General features: G+C 65.4%; 15 protein-coding genes. 7 read left to right on the top strand and 8 right to left on the bottom strand.

Annotated features, from left to right (window positions below):
* Positions 1–101: 101 nt before the first annotated feature.
* The 3 genes from ACO056_RS00550 to ACO056_RS00540 are packed head-to-tail and all read right to left on the bottom strand — an operon-like array spanning position 102 to position 2655.
* Positions 102–608, bottom strand: coding sequence for a hypothetical protein (locus ACO056_RS00550; protein WP_421850250.1), 507 nt, complete (start codon positions 606–608; stop codon positions 102–104).
* Positions 605–1942 carry a sensor histidine kinase gene (locus ACO056_RS00545; RefSeq protein ID WP_421850247.1) on the bottom strand — a complete coding sequence of 446 codons (1338 nt, stop codon included), beginning with the start codon at positions 1940–1942 and terminating at the stop codon, positions 605–607. The genes ACO056_RS00550 and ACO056_RS00545 overlap by 4 nt, the downstream gene beginning before the upstream one ends.
* Positions 1939–2655: a response regulator transcription factor gene (locus tag ACO056_RS00540; RefSeq protein WP_421850243.1), complete on the bottom strand. Its 717-nt coding sequence runs from the start codon at positions 2653–2655 to the stop codon at positions 1939–1941. The genes ACO056_RS00545 and ACO056_RS00540 overlap by 4 nt, the downstream gene beginning before the upstream one ends.
* Before the next feature lie 210 nt (positions 2656–2865).
* Here ACO056_RS00540 and ACO056_RS00535 point away from each other — a divergent pair, with 210 nt between their 5' ends.
* The 6 genes from ACO056_RS00535 to ACO056_RS00510 all read left to right on the top strand — a co-directional run bounded on the left by ACO056_RS00535 (position 2866) and on the right by ACO056_RS00510 (position 17114).
* A complete protein-coding gene (locus ACO056_RS00535; protein ID WP_421850240.1) occupies positions 2866–4191 on the top strand; it encodes a surface lipoprotein assembly modifier in 1326 nt (441 codons plus the stop codon).
* A 49-nt stretch (positions 4192–4240) separates the two neighbouring features.
* Positions 4241–7642 (top strand): hypothetical protein, encoded by a 3402-nt coding sequence (locus ACO056_RS00530; RefSeq protein WP_421850237.1) that lies wholly within the window; start codon positions 4241–4243, stop codon positions 7640–7642.
* A 34-nt stretch (positions 7643–7676) separates the two neighbouring features.
* Positions 7677–8435 carry a DUF6065 family protein gene (locus tag ACO056_RS00525; protein WP_421850234.1) on the top strand — a complete coding sequence of 253 codons (759 nt, stop codon included), beginning with the start codon at positions 7677–7679 and terminating at the stop codon, positions 8433–8435.
* Between the two features lie 581 nt (positions 8436–9016).
* Positions 9017–11266 carry a CHAT domain-containing protein gene (locus tag ACO056_RS00520; RefSeq protein WP_421850232.1) on the top strand — a complete coding sequence of 750 codons (2250 nt, stop codon included), beginning with the start codon at positions 9017–9019 and terminating at the stop codon, positions 11264–11266.
* Between the two features lie 2 nt (positions 11267–11268).
* Positions 11269–15222 (top strand): filamentous hemagglutinin N-terminal domain-containing protein, encoded by a 3954-nt coding sequence (locus tag ACO056_RS00515; RefSeq protein ID WP_421850229.1) that lies wholly within the window; start codon positions 11269–11271, stop codon positions 15220–15222.
* Complete coding sequence (locus ACO056_RS00510; protein ID WP_421850226.1) at positions 15216–17114, top strand: ShlB/FhaC/HecB family hemolysin secretion/activation protein; 1899 nt, start codon at positions 15216–15218, stop codon at positions 17112–17114. Before ACO056_RS00515 ends, ACO056_RS00510 begins: the two co-directional genes overlap by 7 nt.
* Before the next feature lie 62 nt (positions 17115–17176).
* Here ACO056_RS00510 and ACO056_RS00505 read toward each other — a convergent pair whose 3' ends face one another.
* Complete coding sequence (locus ACO056_RS00505; protein WP_421850223.1) at positions 17177–18946, bottom strand: chloride channel protein; 1770 nt, start codon at positions 18944–18946, stop codon at positions 17177–17179.
* A 75-nt stretch (positions 18947–19021) separates the two neighbouring features.
* On the opposite strand from ACO056_RS00505, the gene ACO056_RS00500 reads away from it, so the two are divergent.
* Entirely contained in the window at positions 19022–19435 is a 414-nt protein-coding gene (locus ACO056_RS00500; protein ID WP_421850220.1) for a MarR family winged helix-turn-helix transcriptional regulator, read from the top strand.
* Positions 19436–19450: 15 nt separating this feature from the next.
* Here ACO056_RS00500 and ACO056_RS00495 read toward each other — a convergent pair whose 3' ends face one another.
* Genes ACO056_RS00495 through ACO056_RS00480 form a run of 4 tightly spaced genes read right to left on the bottom strand, consistent with a single transcriptional unit; the run spans position 19451 to position 24076 of the window.
* Entirely contained in the window at positions 19451–20902 is a 1452-nt protein-coding gene (locus tag ACO056_RS00495) for an efflux transporter outer membrane subunit (protein ID WP_421850217.1), read from the bottom strand.
* Positions 20896–21795, bottom strand: a complete 900-nt coding sequence (locus tag ACO056_RS00490; RefSeq protein WP_421850214.1) for an efflux RND transporter periplasmic adaptor subunit — start codon at positions 21793–21795, stop codon at positions 20896–20898. The genes ACO056_RS00495 and ACO056_RS00490 overlap by 7 nt, the downstream gene beginning before the upstream one ends.
* Positions 21796–21797: 2 nt before the next feature.
* On the bottom strand, positions 21798–22022 hold the full coding sequence (locus tag ACO056_RS00485) for a DUF1656 domain-containing protein (RefSeq protein WP_421850210.1): 225 nt from the start codon (positions 22020–22022) through the stop codon (positions 21798–21800).
* A complete protein-coding gene (locus tag ACO056_RS00480) occupies positions 22019–24076 on the bottom strand; it encodes an FUSC family protein (RefSeq protein ID WP_421850207.1) in 2058 nt (685 codons plus the stop codon). Before ACO056_RS00480 ends, ACO056_RS00485 begins: the two co-directional genes overlap by 4 nt.
* Positions 24077–24269 lie beyond the last annotated feature (193 nt).

The raw sequence follows: 24269 nt of genomic DNA, 5'->3' as shown, positions 1-24269 counted from the left end.
GCCAGAAACCCGAAACGATACCCCACGCTACCCGTCCCCCAATCAGGCCCCCGACGATGACCGCATGGCGGACGTGCAACAATCGCCTGTGCGGGACCGCATTATTGCAGCACCAGAAATGTCCGGCCGCGCTGGCCGCTGCGGTTGCGCACGACGATGCGAAATCGCGCAGTCCACAGCGGCATCCAGCTGCAATCGCGGCCAGTTGTTGTGCATTGCGACTGGCCGGTCTCGTCTTCGATGGTGAGGGCGAAGTGATCGCCGCCCGGCTCCGAGATCGCCACATGCGCGCGCTGGCCGGCAAGGAAGGTCTGCTCGAAATGCGCCTCTTCCCCGCCGCCCAGCTCGATCAGACGGTAGGCCGGCCCGAGCGCACGGTTGCGATAGACCGCATCGCCGCGCCGCGACCAGACTGTCTGGAGATCACGCGTACCTTCGAGCGGCTGCGCACCCGTCGCGGCGAGAACGGCAGCCGCCGCATGCTGCGCCGCATGCGACTGCGAACCCTGCTGCAGCGCCGAGGCGACCCGGTCTACCGCATCCTCTTCGGCATTGCCGAGGCACAGCGCGGCCAGCACCAATACTGTGCGCGTCCACCGGGCGCTCATGCCAGGTCCTTTGCAGCGATGATGAAGCGTGCGCCGGGCTTTGCGTCCTCGATCCGCGCAGTCATGCCATTGCGCGTCGCGAGCGAACTGACGAGCGCGAGGCCCAAACCATGCCCGGCGCTGCTCCCACTGCTGCGGCGAAAGCGCTGAAATACTGTCTCGCGGTCCGCCTCATCTATCCCCGGTCCATCATCCTCGACGACCATGACCGGACCGGACGAGATTGCAACGCGAATCCGTGATCCTTCAGGCAGATGGCGCAAAGCGTTGTCGAGCAGGTTGACCAGAATCCGTGAGACCTGCATCGGCTCGCCGCACATCGAGACGCCAGGCGCGATCCGTGCGGTGAGGTGCATGCCTGCCTCTTCGGCGCTCGCTTCGTACAGCTCGACCACGCCGGCCGCGAGTTCGGACAGATCGAACCGGGTCAGCCCGCCCGCGCCGCTGGCGGATTCGGCAAGCGCGATATCGAGCAGTGCATCGAACAGCGAGACCACCGAATGGATATCGCTCCGCGCCGCCTGCAGCAGTGGTTCGACAACCGCATCGCGATTGGCATCGAGTGCCTCGCGCAAATGCGTATCGAGATGGCCGAGCGGCGTGCGCAATTCGTGCGCGATGTTGTCGCTGATCTCGCGCTGCGCGTCGATCAGCGAGACGACGCGCGCGAGGTGGTGATCGGCGTGGCGGGCGAGGGTCGCGATCTCATCCTGTCCGCGCATATCGCCGACCCGCGCGCCGGTGTCACCGCCAGAGAAGCGGGCGAAGGTGGCGTTGATCCGCTCGATGCGCCGCGTCAGCCCGCGCGCCAGCAGCAGGCCGATAAGCAGCGCGGCCGCCGCGATGGTTGCCTCGGAAATCACGAACAGCCGCAGCAGGTAGGCGCCGAATGCCTCGACCCCGCCCAGCGAGCGCCCGACCGCCAGCACCCGCTCGCCGCGCAGCACGGTCGCGCGGACCAGGACTGCCTGACCGCCGACCGAAAGCTGCGCGCTGCCTGAGCTGCGCGCAAACGGCAGCGGCATGGCGGGCAGGTTGCCCGCAAGCCGGCGCCCGGCGCTGTCTGTCAGCAGATAGAAGCTGGAGGGGCTCGTCTCGAAGTCGGTTCGGTCCTGGATGCGCCGGGCGAGTTGGGCCTGGCCACCTTCGGCATCGACATCCACCAGCCCGGCGATATCGGTGTCGATTGTGTGGAGCAGTTCCGCACGCGCGGCCTGATCGACCGCCATGAAGACCAACCCGGAAATGCCGCTGGTCGCCAGCACGATAACGGCCGCGGTGAGCAGCGCCTGGCGGATGGCGATTGCGCTGGTGAGGGGGAGGAGGCGGCTCATCCGGGTTCGGCACTGCGCGCCGGACCGAGCCGATAGCCCTGTCCGCGCACAGTCTCGAGGCAGGAATCGGCGAAGCCCGCCTCCAGCTTGCGGCGCAGGCGTACCAGATTGACATCGATGACGTTGGTCTGCGGATCGAAGTTCAGATTCCAGACATGGCGTAGCAGCATCGCGCGGGTCACGGTCTCGCCAGCGTTTTCCATGAGATAGCGCAGCAGATCGAATTCCTTGGGGCTCAGCTTCAGATGCCGCCCTGCGCGGTGCGCGGTGCGCGCTTCGATGTGCAGCGCGATATCATCGTGGACCAGTACCGACTGGCGCGGCTGGCCCAGCGCACGGCGGCAAAGTGCGCGCAAACGGGCGATCAGTTCGGCGGGCTCGAACGGTTTGGCGAGATAGTCGTCCGCCCCCTGATCGAGCCCCTCGATCCGGTCGTCAGGTCGCCCAAGTGCGGAGAGGATGAGTACGGGTTTGTCGATCCCGGCAGCACGCAGGCGGGCGATGGCCTCGATCCCGCCAATCCCGGGCAGCATCCGATCAACGATGATTGCATCGATCGCCGCTTCGCCGCCGCGCTGCACCCCGGCCTCGCCAGTGGCGACATGCTCGACCGTCATCGCGGCGGCTTCGAGCAGACCGGTGACCGCAACAGCTGTGCGCAGATCGTCTTCGATCAGCAGGACGTGCAAGGTCCGGGAGGGCTCTTCGCGCATAGTCTTGCAATCCCACGGCAGTCGTCTGCCCACGGCTAACTGAGACGGCAAGCGGGCACCCTCGTCAACCGGAAGAGCAGCTCTGAAGGCCGCAATCACCGCAGATTACAGCATTTGTAACGCGACGGTGGCGGGTCGCCCGGTTAGCCCACGTGCAGAAATCGGCGCGCCAGGCGCAGAGGCCACGGCGCCGGACGAGGGCAAGCATCCATGCACACCAAACCATCCGGCTGCCTGTTGGCGATCCTCTTGCTTGGCGCGGCCACGCCCGCTCTGGCGCAGGCCGAAGCGCCAGAGCGCACTGTCGTGGCCGAAGCGATGGCGCAATTGCACGCCAACCAGCCGGCCGCCGCCTATGCCCTCCTTCGCCCGCACCTGGATGCCATGGCGGCAGACAGCGACTATGATTATGCACTGGGCCTCGCCGCAATCGACACCGGCCATGTGACCGAGGCCATCCTCGCGTTTCAGCGCGTGCTGGCGCTCCGGCCTGATCAGGCGCAGGCGCGCGCAGAATTGGCGCGCGCATACGCGCTCAGCGGCGATATCGAGACCGCGCGGCGCGAATTCAGCACGGTATCGGGCGATCCGACGATCCCCGATCCGGTGCGCCAGCGCTTCTCGGGCCTCGTGGAGCGCCTTGATCGCACGCTGCAACCCGGATCGAATCTCACCGGATTTGTCGAGGCGGGCGGAGGCTTTGATAGCAACGTCAATGCCGCCACCAGCGCAGGCCAGCTGGTGATCCCGGTGTTCTCGTTCCTCGGGCCGGCCACGCTTTCGGCTGATGCACGTTCGCGCGGCAGCGCTTTCGGCTCGGTCGGCGGCGGGATCAGCGAGGACTATGGGTTTGACCGGCAATCGCACCTGTTCGCCAGCGTTCTTGGCACCTCGCGCTTCAACACCTCGTTTTCCAACCTGAACCAGACACAGGGCACTGCGACGATCGGCTATGCCTATACCGCCGCCAACCGCGATGTCGTGTCGATCTCGGCGCAAACGCAGCAGTTCCTCCTCGGCAGCCGCCGCTACCGATCGGCCTATGGCGCGATCCTCCAGTACAGCCACAGACTGCAAGGCAGCGCGGTGATTTCGGGCGAGCTCGAGGCGTTCGACATCACCTACCCGACCGACCGTTTGCGCAATGCCCACCGCTTCGGCGGGGGGCTCAGCTATGTGAACAAGAGCTTCTATCTGGGCGTGCAAGGCGGCCACGAGCAGACCCGCAATGCGAAATCCGACAATCTCTCGAACACGTATGTTGGCGCGCGCGCCGCATTCGAGCAGGCTCTTGCGCCAAAACTCAGCCTGTTCGGCTCGGCGGCGTTCGAACGGCGGCGCTACGATGCGGCCGATCCGCTGTTCCTGACACGGCGGCACGACAGCCAGTTCGACGCGGCGCTCGGGCTCCATCTCAGGGTTGCCGCGCACGTCACGCTCAATCCGCAGGTGGGATACACCCGCAACGTCAGCAATGTCGCGATCGACGACTACCGCCGCTTCAATGCGTCGGTGACCGCCCGACTCGAATTCTGAAACCGGACTTTTCGAAAGCGGCGCGTGGCGCCGTCTCTGGAGAAATGCAATGATTGCAGGCCTTTCCGCGAGCTCGCGCACCCGCATCCTGTTGCTCGCCAGCGTTGCGCTGGCGATTACCAGCTCGCCGCCGGCCTTTGCTGCGCCGCACGTGATGTTTGCGGTGAACCTGCCCGACGCGCCGCAGAGCAGCGTGGCGCTCATCCCCGGCGAAAGCTTCCGCGGCACCGGAACGACCGTCCAGATCGAGACCGAAACGGGGGCGACCATTTCGCTCGTCGGTGATGTCGCCTTCACGGTCGCAGATGACGGCACGCTGCAAGTCGCGCGCGGATCGGTGACGATCGACGGTGCGGTCACGATAACACTGGGCGCGACCCGCGTGGTGACAAACGGCAGCAAGGCGGCGAGCACTTTCAATGTCGATGGAAGCGGCGCGCTCAACGGCCGGGTGGTCGGCGGCTCGGCCGAGATCGCGGCAACGGGCGGCACGGCCACCTACCGGGCGGGGCAAGCCTTCCTCGTGAGCAGTGGTGCCGCGCCGCGCCTGATCTTCGCGGCGGGCAGCCAGGCCGTGCCGGGCGACGGTCTGACCGTGGTCGGCTTCAATGGCGGACGGGGCGCGGGGCGGACGCCCGCAAACGGCTTGCGGCAGGCCCCCGCCGTGCCGGGACTCCCGAGCGGCACCGCAAGGGCTCTCGCCGGCGAGCTGGCCCTGGCCGGAGCCAACGGCGCGCTGTTCGGACCCGCCTTCCGCCGGCAACTCGCCGCTTATGCTTCGGGGACGCCGACACCCACACCGACGCCAACTCCGACACCCACGCCAACTCCGACACCCACACCCACACCCACACCAACTCCGACACCCACACCAACTCCGACACCCACACCAACTCCGACACCCACTCCGACGCCTACGCCGACGCCTACGCCGACGCCTACGCCGACGCCTACGCCTACGCCGACGCCGACACCGACGCCCACACCAACCCCAACCCCAACCCCAACCCCCACACCGATCGGCCCAACCCCGCTAACCACCGCGCCGGCCAATTCCGGTGCGGGCGCGCTGGCCGCAGTGGGCACGTTCTACACTGGCGCCTGGGCCGAACCCGCCAAAGGCTCGGGTCACACCAGCGGCGGATTGCAGGTGGTCAACACCGCCTACAAGCCCGAACTCGACGCCAATGGCGGCGTCGGTTCGCTGCATTACGGCGGCACGAAAGAGTCGCAGGGCACGCTCAAGAACCTCGAGGTCTACAGCAATGGCGGCGTCTCCATCGGCCGCTGGGCGGACGGCACAGGCACGGGCGGCCTCTATGGCGGCGATATAACGGCCACCCCCGATCAGGGGCTGCACTATGCCTTTGGTTCGATCGTCGATGTGCTGCCGCTGACCGGCGGCAAGGCGGTCTACAGCCTCGCGTCAGCCACCAGGCCGACTTTCGCCGATGGATCGACCGCGCCGGGCAAGCTCAACAGCGCATCGCTCGCCGTATCTTTTGGCGCTGTGCCCGGGATTGGTTTCGAAGCCTCGATCACCATGCCCGAATCCGGCGGCGACCAGACCTACACCTTTGCTACCATCGGCGGCGTCGCCCACCCCGAACAGAACACCCAGTTCACCACGATCGACGGCTTCGGCAGCTTCTCGACCCTGTTCCACGCCGACGGCACGTACAAGCTCTGCGGCGTTTCGGGCACCGGCACGACCGGCTGCAACGGCACGATCAAGGGCGGTTTCTCGAAGGACCTGACCGGGGCGGCGCTCGTCTATGACGTGTCCCAACAGCTGGAGGGTGCGATTGCGTTCTATCTCTCGGGCGCAACCGATCTTTCGACGTCGGTGCCCGCAGGCAAACCTGCAGGCTCATCGGCGGCAAGCGGGCTGACCAGCGGCCGCAACGGCTTGGCCTTCATCGCAATGTCGTCCGATAACGGCGTCAATCTCTCCGGGTCGACCTTCGCGATCACGCAGACCTACGATGCGACCGGCGCGCTCAGTTCGGTAGACGATGAACCCGGCGTAGGCGCGGCCTATTCGCGCGGCACGGCGGTCACGGTCGATCAGCAGTCCGGCGCGGGCTGGGAAATCGGCCGCTGGGCAAGCGGCACGGTCACCGGCCGCTCGCCGACATACAGCGGCATGGGAACGGCGCTTTACGGCGCGAACACGGGCTTCCACTATGCCTCCTACACCGCACCATCGGGGACGCTGCCGCAGGGCCTCATTTCCTATGAGCTGCTGGGCGCAACGCATCCGACGTTCGACAATGGCCGGGCGACGACGTCTTCCGAGTTTACCGGCTCGCTGGCGATCTCGGTGGGCAGCAGCACGCTGTATGGCCTTGAGGGCAAGATCACCACGGTCGACAGCCAAGGCACCGATGTGTTCAATTTCACGACCAGTGGCGGCGTGGCGGCGCCTTCGGTGCAAGTGATCGGCACGACCGCGCTTGTCGGCGGCGGGCTGCCCGTCATCGCGACCGGCCACGATTGCCAGGCGGGATCGATCTGCCTGTTCAACTTTTCGGTCGGTAGCGGCGGGGTGAACGGCGCGTTCGAGGCGGTGACCTATTACATCACCGACGGCGCCGGCGCGCACAGGGACAAGAGCCTCTATCCCAATCTCGAAGGCGTGGCTCTGTTCGGCCAGACCGGCGTCACCCCGCCGCCGACACCCACGCCGACCCCCACGCCAACGCCTACGCCGACCCCCACACCGACACCAACCACGACCAGCACGAAGCAATGGTTCGCGACCTATGGTGGCTACGGCGCGGGCAGCGCGAGTAGCCCGATCACCACAATCGTGGCCACAGCCGATGGCCAGCTTGCCAGCTTCCTGCAAAGCCCGAACCAGACCGGCACACCCACTGCACGCGGGACCAACGCCAATCATGAATTCGGCGGGGTGGAAGGCGTGATTGGCTGGGATCGCTGGTCCGGAGGCACAACCGACGGGGCCTCGGGCTCCTCCGGCGGGGTCACCACTTCGGCCAATGGCGGCGGCGGCATGATCTGGGGATCCCCCGCGACCGCCATTCCCACCACCGGCAGCGCCACTTACAAGCTGCTTGGCGCCACTGCGGTGACAGCCAAGAACGGTTCGCTCACGCCAGGCAGCATCAAGACCGCGAGCCTCGGGGTCAATTTCGCCACGACCAGAGTAGGCATGGAAGCCACGCTGGCCCTCGACGGCCACGATTATGCGCTGGCCTCTACAGGCGGCACTGCCGCACCGGGGATGGCCTTCGATACGCTTGGCGCGTTCCTCGGCTCGGGCGCGGTGACCGGCAACGGCTGCGCGGGAAGCGCTTGCGCCGTGCAGATCACCGGGTTCCTGGCCGGTAACGGCGCAAGCCACGCGGGCGCGGCGTTCACTTTCAACACGCCGGGGACAGGCGGCACCAAAGTCAGCGGCGTGATTGCCTTCACCAAGGGGCCATGACGGTGCGGAGGCCAAAGGGCTGGGGAGGGGGCGCGTGGAGCTGATCGCCTATGTCTTTCCCGGGTGGGAGCCGCAGCTGCGCCCTGCCTCGTCCCGCCGCGACTGGATGGACGCCTCGCCGGAGCAGTTCGCTTATCGCTGCCTGCCGCTCAAGATGGCCAATGCCCATGGCTGGGAAGTGCTTTCGCCGTGCGGCTTTACGGCAATCTGGAACGGCGGCATGCGGCCAGAGGATGTGGTGATCCGGTGCGATGCCGGCACGCGCCCGGATCAAGCACCCGTCGCCCTGTTCGGTCAGGCCACGCTGACCTTCCATATCCCGGCGATCTTCCGCACGCCGCCCGGCTGGAACCTTTGGCTGTCCGGCTCTCCCAACGCGGCCAAGGACGGCATTGCGCCGCTTGGCGGGCTGATCGAGACCGATTGGTCGCCCTACAGCTTCACGATGAACTGGCGCTTCACCCGAGCGAAGCACTCGGTGCGTTTCGAGGCTGGCGAGCCGATCGCTTTCTTGATGCCGATTGCGCGGGACACCGTCGATGGCTTCAGCGCGCGAATTGCCCCGGTCGAGACCGAACCGGGCTTGCGAGAAGCCTACCTCGCCTGGAGCGCCTCGCGCGATGCGTTCCACGAGCGCATGGCGGCAGAGCCGCTTTCTGCGCCGGCGGACAAATGGCAGAAGCTATACTATCGCGGGCTTGATCCCAGCGGCGCGGAGGCTTGCCCGGATCACCGAACCAGGGTCAGGGCTTGCCCGTTCAGTGCCGCCCCGGCGCCAATCGCAAAAGCTTGAGGCCGTGCATGAAGAGGGGGGAGGCCCTCGTGGTGCCCGCATTGACTCAGCCCACTACGCGGTCCTGCGCGATCCATGAGTTTACGGCCTCGATGGACCCAGGCGCCGTTCGTAGCATCATCCAGGGCTGGGCCGCGGCAAGACGGCGCCGAGGAACTATCGCCGTGCCAATAGTTATTCCGATATTCGCACCGCGTCGTGCTTGAATGCGGAGTTGTGCATTATTCGAGGTATAGATGACAGCTTGGCCAGCGCTTTAAAGAGCCGGTTTCAGGAGACAGGTCTCACTGTCTGCCTATGCATAATGTTAGCGCGGAATTTGATTCGCCATGCTGGATTTTTGCGATATTCAATAGTTGGGGCTGGATTGGGGGGAACGTCGGTTGGGGAGCTGCATTGCGACCAGAGTATCGTGCCTACTCAATGCTATGCTACTTTCCGGCGCGTCGCTGTTCTGCTCCTGCGAGGCCGCGAGGGCTGCTCCACCGGCAGCCGATCTCGTTGAGCGCTGTGATGAGGCGTCTCGTGCGGAGGAGCCGCCCCGGTCTTTAGTTGATGCTACAGCCAATGCGGAGAGCGCATTGCTTGTTGGTGCGGCCAAGGAGGCCGAAGCGATGATCGCGCGAGAAGCGGATCAGGTTTCGGCGGCTGACCGCGCGATAGCCATACTTCAGGCAGCAATTGGGCGCAGCACATCGCATTTGCCTGCCGCCACCGCGGCGATGTTCTGCGCAGCTGCAGGTGAGGCCTATCGCCTTGGCAGGGGCGGCAGCCCTTATCAGGCGCGCTTGCTGCTCTCCGATGGATACCGCCTTGCCGTCGCTTCGCAAAGAGAAGACCTTGGCGCCCTTGCGGCCTATCGGCTTGGCATTCTGAACCTCGGAGGATATGCCACCGGTGCGCGCGGATTGCGCCGGGCAGCCTTGCGCAGCCCAGTCCCCCCCGCAGATGGCGGCGAGGAGCAGGGCACCGGATGCCTCCTGATGGACCGGCGCGGGACAACGGCCCCCGGCGCCGCTTTTGTCTCGGTGAGCGCCCTCAACTGCGCGATCAGCGGCGCGCGCGCTTCGGGTGCCTTTGAGACCGAGGCGAAGGCGAGTGTCCGGCTCGCACGTTACTGGCTTGATCACGCCCGCCGCACGCCCTCCGAACTGGCCTCGTCCCGCCAGAATGCCGCTCGGATTGCACTTGCCGCACTTGATGATGCCGGCCGCGTTCCTGATCGCAGCGTGCGCGTCGATCTCATTGAGCGGCTCGCAGAAGCAGTAATCACATCGGGTGCAGCAACGCGTGATCTGCGCCTTGATATCGCGGCAAGGCAGTTAAGCGAAGGCGCTGACAATTCCGTCCAGCGCGCGCCGGCCGCCGCGCTCAAGGCGCGCCTCGCCCTCCGCGATGGAGATGGCGAAGCCGCGCGCCGGTTGCTGCGCCAGGCCATCTTCCTCGAAAGTGGCGGCAGTCTCCCGCTCCGCCTGCCGGACTGGTATCTGCTGCTGGCGGAGGCAGACCCCGATCATCGCAGCGAGCATCTCACTGCTGCCTTCCGCGCGCTCAACAGCATTCGCTCGCTGTTGCCCCGTTTCGATGCGACGACGGCGGAGTCCAATTTCACCCTGCGCGTCCAGCCAGTGTATGAAGCGCTGCTTGCTGACCGGCTTTCGGGCGATGGCAGCAACGCTGACGATCCGGTACGCATCGGCGAGGCACAGGCGCTGGTCGAGGAATACCGGCAGGCTGAACTGCAAAGCGTGTTTGGCAGTGAGTGCGTCGCCGGTCGGCCGCCGATCCGCCCGTCCGAACTGCGCCCGCACGAGGTGTTGCTCTATCCGGTGCTGCTGCCTGACCGCGTGCTGCTGATCTATGCCGAAGGCGGAGCGGGCCCGGCCGGCGAGGCGCCGCGATACCACCTGCTCCCGGCGAACCGCAGCGTCGGCCGGGCCGACGTGATCGGGCTGGTCAACAAGATGGCCGATTCGGTCAGCTACGGCAGCGACAACAGCTGGCGCGCCCCTGCCCGCCAGCTTTACGATATCCTGATCGCCCCGGTCGCGGATCGGCTTGGGGCGGGAAGCACCCTCGTCGTCATTCCCGATGGCCCGCTCAGCACCCTTCCCTTTGCGGCGTTGCTCGACGCCAAGGGCAAGTTCCTCATCGAGCAGACCAATCTGGGGATCGTTCCCTCGCTTGCCTATTCGCAGCCCGGCAGCAGCCTCCACGGCGCAAAAAGCGGCGTAGTGGCTGCCTCGCTCGAAAAGGAAGTGGTGCTGCCGGTGGGCAGGTTCCCCGCGCTGGTCGGCACCAGCGAAGAAGCGCGCTTTGCCGTAGCCGGACACAGGAACGGTGCGTTCATCGAGAACTTCCGCCGCGCCGATCTCGAACACGCGCTCGCCACGCGGCAGACCGATGTGCTTCACCTCGCCACCCATGCCAGCTTCAATGGCCGGTCAGACCGCTCCTACATCGTCGCGGATGGTGAGCAGATCCCGATCACGGACCTGCGCGGCCTGATCGCGCGCAACCAGACGCGGGGCGAGCAGCTCGACCTTCTGGTTCTCAGTGCTTGTGAGACAGCGGTCGGAGACGATCAATCCAACCTTGGCCTCGCCGGCGCCGCAGTCCAATCCGGTGCGCGCAGCGTGCTCGCCTCGCTTTGGCAGGTAAACGACGTCGGCACCGCACAGCTTATGAAGGGCTTCTACACAGGCCTCTCCGCTGGGAAGAGCAAGTCGGCCGCGCTGCGCGAGGCGCAGCTGGCGCTGATCCGGCAGGGTGATGAACTGGCCGATCCTAGCGTGTGGGCGGCCTTCATCCTGCTGGGCGGGTGGCGATGAGAATGCGGCTGCTCCTGCTGGCGCTCGCCGCGCTTGCCGCCAGCCCGGCGTGGGCACAGCAAACCGCCATCGTGCCAGACACCGCAGGCAGCGCGCTCGCTGCCGGCACCACCGTCACCAGCGCGAACCACGTCAGCACCATTGACGGCGGGACTCTTGCCGGCACCAACCTGTTCCACAGTTTCACCACGTTCAACCTCGCTTCGGGCGACACCGCGCGCTGGACCACCACGCTGACCGACCCGGCCAGGGTCACCAATGTGATCAACCGGGTGACCGGTGGCACAGTATCGCAGATCAATGGCACGGTGGATTCTACCGGCCTGCCCAATGCGGCATTTTTCTTCATCAACCCCGCCGGGATCGTCTTTGGCAAGGAAGCTTCGGTCAACGTGCCCGGCGCAGCCTGGTTCTCGACCGGCAAGCAACTGCGCTTTGCCGATGGCGCGATGCTTTCCGCCACCACCGCCACCGGCTCGACCTTCTCGGTCGCTGCGCCGCAGAGCTTCGGATTTCTGGGGCAGGAAGGCGATATTGCGCTGCAGGGCACCACGGCGCTGCTGGCGAGCCCCAAGAGCGCGGTGGGGCTGGTGGGGGCAAATTTGCGGATCGAGGGAGCCAGGATTTCGGCGAGCCGCATGACCCTGGTCGCCCCTGGGGAGCAGGCCGCTGACATCGCGCTGGAAGGCGCGGGGGATGGCGGAGTGCTCAGCGGTGAGATCACCTTGGCAGGTTCCAACCTTGCCAGTGCTGGAGGAAGCCAAGGCGCGGCCATCCTGCGCGGCGGCGGCATCGCGCTGGACAACACTGTGATCGCTACCACCGGCGGCGCCATGATTTCGATCGACGCGGCCAACCTTGATGTCCGCGGTGGATCGGTGATCATTGCATCTGACATGGGCTCGTCCAACGCAGGAAACATTGCGATCAGTGCCGGTGATCTCGCGCTATCGGACAAGTCGATCGTGCGATCCGTCACCAATGGCGGCGCAAACGCCGGCGAGGTTACGGTCCAGGCGGCAACGCTGCAGATGCACGGGGATTCGGAGATTTCCTCCCTGACCTTCAGTTCAGGCAACGCCGGAATGGTCCGCATCGAGGTCGGGAGCGCCGATCTGGATGGTTTCGCCCACATCAACTCGGATTCCTCCGCAGAGCTGGCCTGCGCTGATCTGTCCTGTGTCGCGACCGGTGATGCCGGGGATATCAGCGTCAAGGCGAACGCGCTTCGGATGCGAGACAATTCCAGCATCGAAACAGGCACGCTGGGCGCTGGCCACGCTGGCAAGCTGGGAATTGATGTCATCGAGGTAGAACTGTTCGACGATGCATCGATCTCATCAAACTCCTACCTCCCGCCGTTTTGTAACGTTTCTTCGTGCGCGGCGACTGGCGATGCGGGGGCCGTCAACATCACGGCGAGTGCGCTGCGGATGTACGATTACGCCGGTGTTCAATCAGAGACTTATGGGGCTGGCCACGCGGGTACGCTGACAATCAATGCCCAAGAAGTCGAACTTGCTGGTTCAGCCTACATAACATCAGATTCCACCGGTCCCGTGTCGTGCAACGACCGATCGTGTGCAGCGAGCGGCGATGCAGGGGATGTCAGCATCACGGCGGACACGCTGGGGATGCGCGATTATACCGCCCTTACCTCTGACACCAAGGGTTCGGGCCGCGCGGGCACGCTCACAATCAACGTCCACACCGCAGACCTTTCTGGTTCAGCCTACATATCATCAGATTCCACCGGTCCCGAGTCCTGCAACGACCGATCGTGTGCAGCGAGCGGCGATGCCGGGGAAGTCAGCATCACGGCGAACACACTCAGGATGCGCGAGAATGCGTCCGTCTCATCGGACACGTTTGGTTCGGGCCACGCGGGCACGCTCACAATCAACGCCGACACCGCTGCCCTGTCCGGTTCTGCTTCCATCTCATCGAGCTCGACCAGCACGGATTCCTGCCTTGACCCTTCCTGCAAGGCCACCGGCGACGCGGGAGATCTCCGCATTACCGCGGGTACGCTCATCCTGCGCGATGCTTCAAGTCTGGCATCGGATACCAACGGCGTCGGCTCAGCCGGCAAGCTGATAGTGAGCGCAAAGTCCATCGATATGGCTGGTTCGGCAGGCATGACCTCGAATTCGAAAGGTTCCTGCTCGGATCAGTCTTGTGCGGCGACCGGGGATGCAGGTGACATCACAATAACAACAGATAGTTTCACCATGCGCGAGAACGCTGGCGTATCCTCGTACACTTTCGGCTCCGGCAAAGCGGGCAAACTGAGCATCACAGGCAAGACGATCGGGCTATCGGGGGCGGCCTTCATCTCAACGTCTTCTACCGGCCCGAGTTCCTGCGCCGATATGTCTTGTCTGGGGAGCGGCAATGCAGGGGACATCAGCATCCAGTCGGACACACTGACTCTGCGCGATGACTCCAGCGTGACGTCCAACACCTTAAGTTCAGGTCACGCCGGTTCGATAGTGATCAAGGCGCAAACCGCCATTATGGCCGGCTCAGCGACCATCAGTTCTGACGCGACAAGGTGTGCCTTGTGTGACGGCCTGTCTTCCGGGCCGGCCGGAGATGCCGGGGACATCACAATCCTGGCGAACGACCTGCGGATGAGCGACGATGCGGGGATATCTTCAGATACCCTTGGTGACGGGCACGCCGGTTCGATCACGATAAAGGCCCAAACCACCCTTCTCTCCGGCTTTGCCTACGTGTCTTCCGATTCAACCGGGGCAGACAGCTGTATTGAGGCATCCTGCTTTGCGAGGGGCGACGCTGGAACTATTTCCATCGAAAGTAATCGTCTGACGATGACGGATACCCCGTCAATTTCCTCGGCTACGCTCGGTCCGGGCCGTGCAGGCGATATCCGGATTTCCGCGCAAATGGCCGAGATACTCGGCGGAGACATATTCACGAGTTCCTTTGCCTGTGGCGATGGAACCTGCCTCGCCACGGGCAGCGCGGGTACGGTAACCTTCAAAGCGGGAACCATGGTGATCGACCACGGTGCGACCATTTCGTCAGAAACAGGCTTCACGGGATCGGCAGGCGACATTTCGATTCAAGCAGACACCTTGCGCCTTCTTGATGGCAAGATCAGCTCGCAAACAAGCGGCTGCGGCAATGGAACCTGCATCGGCGGAACATCCGGCCAGATTACTATCAGCGCAAATGCTCTGGCACTGTCCGGTCCATCGCAAATCACCACGTCGTCGGCCAGCCAAGCGGTTGCGGGCAGTATCATCATCGGCGCGCCCGACATCAGCATCACAGGGCCTGCCAGCATCAGCAGTTCGAATACCGGAACAGAGCTGGCGGAGCAGCCGATGCTGGCGTCACCCGCCAACAGCGTCCCGTTCGGCGCGGGCTCGGTTGCGCTCACCACAACATACCTCTCGGTCGCGGATGGCGGTTCCGTAACCACAAATTCAGCCTCCGGCCCGGCCGGCAGCATCATTGTCACGATACCCCAGGCCAGAGGCATCCTGCAGCTTGTCGGCGCGCATGATCCCGGCGTCATCACCACCTCCTCCGGTCCGGGCACCGGCGGCGTCATCACCATATCGGACCCGCTGGCCATTATCTCCAACGGCGGCTCGATCCTCGCCAAGGGGCAGGCGGGCGGAGCGGATGTGCGCATTGCGTCGGAATACTTCATTCAGTCGGCAGACCGGCCGAACGTGATCTCGGTCGATGGCTCGATCCGGCTGCAGAGCAATATCTACGATGTCAGCGCCGGGACAGCGCCGCCCAGCCTGGATTTTCTCGATGCCTCCCGTGTGCTGCTTGGCCAGTGCGCCTCGGCGCGGGCCACTGGCGAGACCAGCCGGATCAGCTGGCGTAACACCGGGCCCTATGCGTTCCTGCCCGTCCGGGGGGCGGCACTGGCGTTCCTTGCGAGCGGCATGCTGGAAGGACCAGCATGCTGAGCAGGTTTTGCGCGCTGTTCCCACTCGCCTTGATAGCGCCGCTGCCCGCGCTGGCACAGGCGCCGCAGACCGCCGGGGCACCGGTCGACCGTGTCGGACCGGAGGCCCCCACCCTCGCGCAGCCGGCCTATCCCGAACCGCCCGCTGCCCCGCTTCTTGCGCCTCCGCCAGCCGCCCCTTCGCCTGTCGCACCCGATGGCAGCATGCTGCTCACCTCTATTGCCATCAGCGCCGATCCTGCAGCGCGCCCGGCCATGCCCGCGTCCGACTGGCAGCCTAACGCCGACGGCGCGAGCGGCATCATGCTGGAGCACGCGAAAGGGGCACCTCTCGATGCTGCATGGATCAAGGCGCAGTTCGCCGCCAACCACCTCATCGGCACGGATGCCGGGTTCGACCGCATCACTGCACTCGTCCAGCTGATCAATCTCGCTTTCGTCAACAACGGCTATCCCAATACCGGGGTGTTGATCGAGGGGCGCAGCGAGAACGGGATACTTGAGCTCCGGCTTGTCAGCGGCCGCCTCATCGCGGCGCCTGGCAGTGATAATCTGGTCATGGTCTCGTTCCGCGGCGGCAATGCCCGGGGGCTCGATGCGGACTATGTCCGCCACCGGCTCCCCTCTGCGCTGGCCGATCCGCTCAATATCCGCCAGATCGAGCGCGATTTCCGCCTGCTCTCCGACGATCCGGCGATCCGCACGGTGAACGCAAGCCTGCTGCCCGGCGCGCGGCCGGGCGAGGCTTCGCTCGCGCTCGATGTGGTTCCCCAGCCGCAAGTCGATGTGTTCACGACCTATGCCAACAACCGTTCGCCTAGCGTCGGCGCGCGCCGACTAGCCGTTGGCGCCAGCATTCGCTCGTGGCACCAGGCAGGCGATCTTCTGAGTGTGCAATATGGCACGACCCAGGGGCTTACGGACTTCAGCGGGAGCTATTCCGCGCCGCTGTTCTCCCCGCGCTGGATGCTGGCGGTAAGAGGCGGGTTCAATAACGCCTCGGTAGTGGATCGGCCGCTGGTACCGCTCGATATCCGCTCAAAGGAGTATTACTTCGAAGGCGGCCTTTCGCGCACGCTCCTCGCGCGGCCACTGATGCCGGGATCGGGCGCGGGGCGCTGGCAGCCGGCGGTCAGCGCCGTGCTCGGCGCGTTGCTTGTGCACCGGCAAGTCAATAGCTCGCTCCTTGGAACACCGTTCTCGTTCAGCCCCGGATCGCGCGATGGCCGCACCGAATACGATGCCGCCCGGCTGACGTTCGACTACACCCGCCGCTCGGTGAACACGGTGTTCGCTGCCTCGTTCACGGCGTCGCACGGGCTCGGCGGCACTCGCTCGGTGCCGGCAGGTGCGGTCACGCCAAGCCCGTTCTTTACCGCGATGCAGCTTCAGCTCAACTATGCGCGGCGCATCAGTCCCAAGCTGCTTGAGCTCAGGTTGCGCTTTGCCGGTCAGGTGGCAAGCGGGTTGCTCTATTCGCCAGAGCGCTTCTCAATCGGTGGCAGCGATACCGTACGCGGCTACCGCGAAAGCCTGCTCCTTGCCGATGAAGCAGGCGTAGGCTCGATCGAGTTGGCCCAGCCCTTCGACCTTGCCCGCAGACGCGGCGGCGCCAGCGCGTTCCGCTGGGGTGCCTTCACAATCTCGGCCTTTGCCGATGGAGCTCTGGCACGCAACCGGGTGGCCCCGCAGCCCCTTCCGAAGGCCATTGCAAGCGTCGGCGGGCGGCTCGCCTGGACGCCGGCCGATTGGCTTTCAGGCAGCGTTACCTTCGGGCAGGCGCTGAGGCAGGTGGTCGTCGCGGGAAGCACAGACCTGCAGGATCGCGGCTTCAGTTTCCAACTGACGGTGCATCCAATCGGCCTCGCCCACGCGATCGGCGGGGCCTTTTAGGGCCCAAAGCGCGTGGTCCATTGCTTTTGCCGCGGCCGTCTATGGAGCGGCCCAGCTGCTCTCTATCGCGGGGCCGCCGCGAAGCGCGAGCGGTCCGTCTCTGCCTGTCTGCTCGAGGCCCGGGCTTTGAGCAGATCCTGCCTCGAGACCAGACCGATGACGCGGTGACTGAGGTGATCCACGATCGGTATCCGTCCTATCCCGGTTTCAATGATCAAGTCTGCCACAACACCTGAGGGCGTATCTGAATAGGCAACCGGCTGCGCGGCATCGGATATCACCTCTGCCAGCGAGATTTCTGCGGCGCTGTGATCCACCTGCCAGCGCAATGCATCGGCACGGGAAACGAGCCCGATCAAGCGGTGGTCGACATCCACAACGGGATAGCTGCGGTACTTGGCTCCGGAAGTGAAGAAGGCCAGCGCCTGTTTGGTGGTCAAGGTGCCGGGCAGAGTTTCGGGGGCCGGTGTCATGATCTGCCCGGCCTGCAGCAATTCAAGCGGATCGACCGTATATTCCTGCAGCAGATGCCGACCCCGGCGCGCGACCTTTTCGGTCAGGATCGAACGCCGCATCAGCAGCACACTGACAGCATAGGCTGATGCTGCAGCGGTCAGAGTGTAGGGGATTGCCGCAAGCTGGCCGGTGAGTTCGGCAGCGAATAGCGCACCGGTGAGCGGCGCCCGCATCGCTCCGCTCATGATGCCGGCCATGCCGATCATCGCCCACACGCCGGGCTCACCCGGCAGGAACTGGCCGACCAGAAACCCTGCAGCGCCCCCGAGGATCAGCAGCGGCGCGAGAACCCCTCCCGAGGTACCTGACCCGAGCGCGATCAGCCAGACAGCCGCTTTCACGATCAACAGCACGGCCACTGCTCGTATGGCCGGAGCGCCGCCCAGCAAGACCTCGATGCTGGCATAGCCCGCGCCCAGCACATGCGGATCGACCATGCCGCCCAGCCCGACAGCCAGCGCACCGATGGCTGGCCACCACATCCAGTGCAGCGGCAATTTGTGAAACAGGTCCTCGACCCGGTAGAGCGAGGTGGAAAGCAGCATTGCTTCGAGCCCGGTCATAAGGCCGATCGCGAATGCGGCGGCTAGACTCGCCGGACCGCCAGCCAGCGTGGCTGTCATCGGAAACATCGGACCAGCGCCGATGAGCAGCGGGCGACAGGCATAGGATACCAGCACCGCAACCACTACCGGCACGAAACTGCGTGGCTTCCATTCGAACAGCAGGACTTCAAGGGCAAGGAGGATGGCCGCAAGCGGGGTGCCGAAGATGGCGGTCATGCCCGCAGCAGCACCCGCGACGAGCAGGGTCTTTCGTTCAGCTGCGCTCAGTTGGAAGCACTGCGCGAACAGAGAACCGATGGCACCGCCTGTCATGATGATCGGTCCCTCGGCGCCGAACGGGCCGCCACTCCCGATAGAGATCGCAGACGAGAGCGGCTTGAGCAGTGCGACCTTCAGTGACAGGCGACTCTCCCCGAACAGGATCGTCTCGATCGCCTCGGGAATGCCGTGGCCGCGGATCTTGTCAGAGCCGAACCGCGCCATCAGGCCGACGATAAGGCTGCCGATCACCGGTATGGCGATGATCCAGACCCCTACCGAGGCATCGGTGATCACGGCGGCGGTTGCGGAAAGTCTGCCGAACCAGAACACGTTGGTGGCAATGGCGATCAGCTTGATCAGCACCCATGCACCCATTGCGCCGCCCGCTCCGACGAAGATCGCCATTGCCGCGAGCAGCATCATGCGCAAATCGGCACTGTGGTCGCCAAGTGGGTGGCTGGCGGCGGTACGGACTGGCATGTGGGACATCGGTGGGTAGCGCTCCTGCTGCTGCCCGGCGCCAGATATATCGCATTACGATATAATTCAACGGTGGAGATAGATATGCCCGAAAGGCCTGCGCCATTGGACGATGCCGATTATGTTGCGCTGGCCAGTTTCCGCCACGCGCTCCGCAGTTTTCTGGCCTTCAGTGAAGCGCGCGCGCAGGAGGTGGGCTTGACCCCGCAGCAGCATCAGGCGCTGCTGGCGATCCGGGCGGCCGATCCCGGCCGGGCCACGGTGGGCTACGTGGCGGAGCGGTTGATCCTCAAGCCGCACAGCGCAACCGGATTGATCGACCGCCTCGAAGCGCTTGGGCTCGTCACGCGCGAAACCGGCGCAGGGGATCGCCGCCGTGCGCTGCTGCGGCTAACCGGAAAGGCCTATCGCCTGCTTGAGGACCTTTCCGCCGTCCACCGCGACGAGATCCAGCGGCTGCGGCCCGTTCTGGTGGAGATCCTGGGCAGTCTCGCGTGACGGGCAGCCGCGGCCTCAGTGCGAGGAATGTTGCGCTTCCCTCGACAAGCTGGCCCAGCCTCCGCCTAGCGAAAGGAACAAGGTGATCTGATCGTCATTGGTCGCGGCGCGCCCTTCGGCGGCGGCGAGTTCGGCGGAGACCATATCCCGCTCTGCCTCGATCATGGGGAGCGCCGCGATCTTGCCGCCCCGCCGCAATTGCGCGGCTGTGCTCGCTACCCGCATGGCCTCGTCGCGCGCGCGGTCCAGATCGGCCTGCTGCTCAAGCCCGGCCGAATAGGAATTGAGCGCAGTCTCCACCTCGCGCAGCGCCTTGATCACAGCGCCATCGAATGCCGCCAGATCGGCTCGGCTCTGGTCTTCTGCGGCATCGATCCGCGCCCGCGCCGCGTGCCGGTTGACCGTCCAGCTGAGCAGGGGGCCAAGCCCGTAGCGGTTGGTGAGCGGCGAGAGCGCATCCGCCGCCGCACCGGTGGAACCGATCGAGGCGCCCAGCCTGATGTCGGGATAAAGCGCGGCGGTCTCGACGCCGATGCGCGCGGTGGAGGCCGCAAGCCTGCGCTCTGCCATGCGAATATCGGGCCTGCGCCGCAGCAGCGCCTGCCCATCGCCAACCGGGATGGCCTGCGCCAGAGTGATCGGGCGGCGGCACGCAAGCAGCGAAGTATCGGCCTGTTCGGGGGTGCGTCCTTGCAGCACCGCGATTCTGAACAGCGCTTTCTGCCGCCGCGCGGCGAGCCGAGGCAGGCGGGACCTGACCGCCTCGAGCAGACCTTGCCGTCGGTCGATCTCATAAGATGCCGCCCGGCCGTTCTTCACGAGGATGCGTGTGAGTGCGAGGCTTTCCCCCTGCAGGGCAACTGACCGCTCCAGAATATCAAACTGAAAGCCGGCGTTGCAGACATCGGCATAGGCGCGCGCGGTTTCTGCGGCGACGTTGATCCTGACCAGATCGCGCGCTGCTACTGCGGCTTCGGTATCGGCGGTAGCCGCCTCGATCCCGCGCTTGAGCCCGCCGAACAGGTCGAGATCGTAGCTGAACGCAAGGCCCGCATTGTAGATCTGGCGCCGCGGTGGCTGGACGTGCTGCAGCTCCGCTTCTGCCGAGCGCTGGGCATAGCTGGTTTCCGCGTTGAGGCTGCCCTGCCACTCGCGGTCGGCCGCGCGTGCACCGAGCAGCGCGAGGCTGCGCTCCAGATTGGCATCTGCCACCCGCAGGTCGGTATTGGCTTCGAGCGCGCGGGTGATGAGCCCGTCCAGCACGGGATCGTTGAAGAGCTGCCACCAGCGATCGGGGAGCGGTTCGGCTTTGGTGACAGCTGCGCCCGAACGAAACGCGCCATGCGCTTCAGGCGCATTGACCACGGCTTTCTCGGGGACGTGATAATTCGGCCCCACGGCCGCGCAACCTGCCAGCAACAGCGCTGGCAGCAGCGAAAGGCCCCGAATGGCAATGGGTCTCACCATGGCAGGCTGCGATGAATTTCGCGCCCGTCGTTGCGCGGGTGGACGATGACCGTGGCAGTCTGCCCCGGGATCATGCGGACGCTGGCGGGGATCTTGTCCACTGCGATGCGCACGGGAATGCGCTGGGCGAGCCGGACCCAGGTGAACGAGGGATTGACGTTGGCGAGCTGGCCATCGCCGCCCGCCCTTTCCCGATCCTCGACCCCGCCTGCGATGCTTTCCACGTGTCCGGTGATCTCGTCGCGCACGCCCATCAGGTAGATGCTGGCAGGATCGCCGATGCGGATGGCGGGCAGTTTGGTTTCCTCGAAGTAGCCTTCGACCCGCATCGACTGGTTATAGACCAGCGCAAGCGCGGACTTGCCTGCGGTCAGGTAGACGCCGGGTTGGAGAGACAGGTTGGAGACCGTTCCGCCGACCGGTGCGCGCACTGCCGTGCGGCCAAGGTTGAACCGCGCAAGATCCCGCGCCGCGACAGCTTGCCGGATTCCGGCGGCAAGCTCCTCGACCTTGGCGCTGCCCTGCTCGATCTGTTCGGCTGCGATCACTTCGGGCATTGACCGGTTGCGCCGGTCTTCCCGGATCGCCTGCGCAAGCGCGCTCTGCTGGTTGGCGAGGGTAGCTTCGGCCTGCTGCAGCGCCAGCTGATAGCGCGGACGATCAATCACGAAGAGCACGTCGCCCTTGTTCACGACCTGATTGTCGCCGACCCGCACCTCGGTCACAAGGCCGCTGACATCGGCCGCCACGGGCACGAGATCGGCGCGGACCTTGCCGTCGCGCGTGATCGGCGCGACCTGATAGCGCAGCCACAGCGCATAGATGCCGGCGAGGATGCCGAGGAGGACGGCGAGGGTCACGAGCGTGCGAAGCAGGTTCTGACGGATGGGCATTATCAGGGAGCCAGCAAAGAGGTGAGGAACGTGTCGGCGAAAGCTCCGAGCCCCCACCAGATGAGAACGAACAGCAGGAGATCGAGCAGGCCCGGGTGCCACAGCAGCTGCTCCACAGGCAGGCGCTGCAACGGCACGCGCAGGAGGTAGACGGCCACGGCCGCTGTCACCGCCCAGACCAGGGCAGAGGGCATGTAGACGCCGAGGACGTGGACCTCCTCAATCATGCGGCCACAGCCCCTTGTGGCCATTCGGCGGCTGGAAACAGATTGCAGCGCATCGCCACAAGCGCGTGCAGCGCGGCCCCCCGGTGTTCTTCGGCGGGCAGGGTCAGGAGGTCGCCAATCGCGTGGTCAATGTGCTGGCGCAGAGCATCGGGGGCAGGGACCAGCACCCCTTTCCACCAGCGCTGCGCGTAAAGGGCCTTCAGGTCTGCCAGAACGGTGCCAAGATGATGACGGACGTCGTACGGGACGTGTGTCAGCGCGCGGCGCAGGGGGATGACGTTGCGCCCGATCCTGAGGTCGACAAGACCGTCTGCGGCATGAAGATCGCTGGCGGAGTGGGCAATGGCCATGCGCGCGGCGACCTGACCGAGGCGATCAGTGGCCGCTGCAGTCCATCGGTCGGCGCGAAACGGACGGCGAATGTCGGCCAGTTCGGCGATGTCCGCCCAGTTGGCGCGCACGATGCGCCGCGCCGCCCACAGCACATTGGCCGAACGGAACAGCCGCGTCACCGTGAGCGTTGCCACGATCCCGCCGACCTGTGCGAGCCCTGTGTTGATGAAGTTCGCGAAATCGGCCTGGAAGCGGGCAAGAAAGCCCATGGCTACGATGAAGCAGGAAAACATCGGCAGCGCCTCGGGAGAGCGCCTGGGGTCGGCCTGGATATATCCCATCCATATCAGCGCCGGCGCCAGTGTGATGACAAGCATTTCATAGCCGTCCACACGCGGCAGGATCACGAACAGATAGAGCGCGGCGAGCGGGAAGGTCTTGAGCGTCGCGATGAGATAGCGGCCGATCACCGGTGCGGGATCGTCCTGCGCGGCGAACGAGCAGGTGATCAGCGCCGCAAAGGCCGCAGTTGCCGACCCGTTCGGCCAGGCCAGCAGGATCCACACCGCGCAGTAGAGCATGATGGCAACCGCGGTCGCGAGGCCCGCCAGCGCTGCGACGCCATGATCGCGTGCCAGCATGAAGGGAGCGGCGTCATGCAAGTCGTCAAAGGCACCGCCGGGCTCGCCGATATGGTCGGCAAGGTGCTGGCTAGCGGCAAGGGCCTCCAGAAATTCGGCGATGCGCAGGCAGGCGCTTGCCCTCAGCAGGCCATTCCAGTCATTTGCTTCCTCTGCCTGTCCGGCCAGTTGCCGCGCCTGTGCCGCCAGTGCGGTGCCGCGTGACGGGCCGTCCTCGCCGCGCTGCAGCCACACGGTGATATCATCGAGCAGCATCGCAAGTTCGGGCGAAATGCCCGCACCGGTGCGCAGAAGATCGAGACGGTTCGCGGCGGCGGAGGCCAGCGGGATGATGCTGGCCAGCTTTTGCTGCAGCGCCATCACGCGCCGCCTTGTGGCGGGCGCCCAGCGCTGGTCGAAGGGCAGGTGGATGGCGAGCATGCCCAGTTCGGTCACATCCGCCGCCAGGGCCCGGCGGTGTTCATTCTCGAGCCGCGTGTGCTGGCTCGAGATCGCCTCGGCGGTCCAGCGGCGTCCATGCGACAGAAACGAGCGCGCCCGCGCGCGGATGACCGGCGTGGCGCTCCACGGCTGAAGAAGCGCGTGGACCGCGGTGACGCACAGGATGGCCACCACCATTTCCAGCACTCGCGCGATCGTGGTGTCGAAGATGTTGGCGGGATCGTCGAGATAGGGAAAGCTGATCACCGCCGCGCTGAAGGCCGCCATCTGGAACAGGAAGGCGCGCGGCGTCCGGTCCAGCACCGCAAGGTAGATGCACAGGCCCGTCCACGCGGCGAGGCACAGCACCAGCAGTTCGGGCGTGTTCTGCAGGTTGGGGACCAGCAGCAGCGTCATGAAGGCGCCGGTCAGGATGCCGCCAAGGCGGTAAAGCACCTTGGGCCGGAATGCGCCCGCCATCGGCTGCGCGGTGACGTAGACTGTCAGCAGCGCCCACCATGGCCGGGGGAAACTGGCGGTGAAGGCAATGGCCAACGTGATCGCGGCCGCAAGAAAGCTGCTCAGCGAGAACAGCAACTTTTGCGGATCCACCCGCAGCTCGGGCAGTTGCAATCGTAGAGGCGCCGTGAGCGTGACCATCCATTCCCGCATTCGAGAAGGGGGCAGCTGTGCTCGTCGCCAAGCGATCCGAACGCCCCCGGTTGACGCGGGCGCCTACCGGCGATTGACCGCTGGCCATAGGTCAAAATATTGCTGTTATAGATCAATAAATTTGAAGTTAGTGCAGGACGTCTGCGGCAGGCCCTTGAAAAGCCCTTGTTTGTGGAGATAA

The organism is Novosphingobium sp., from assembly GCF_965228995.1.
Lineage (GTDB): Bacteria > Pseudomonadota > Alphaproteobacteria > Sphingomonadales > Sphingomonadaceae > Novosphingobium.
This window is presented reverse-complemented; position numbering and strand designations above follow the sequence as displayed.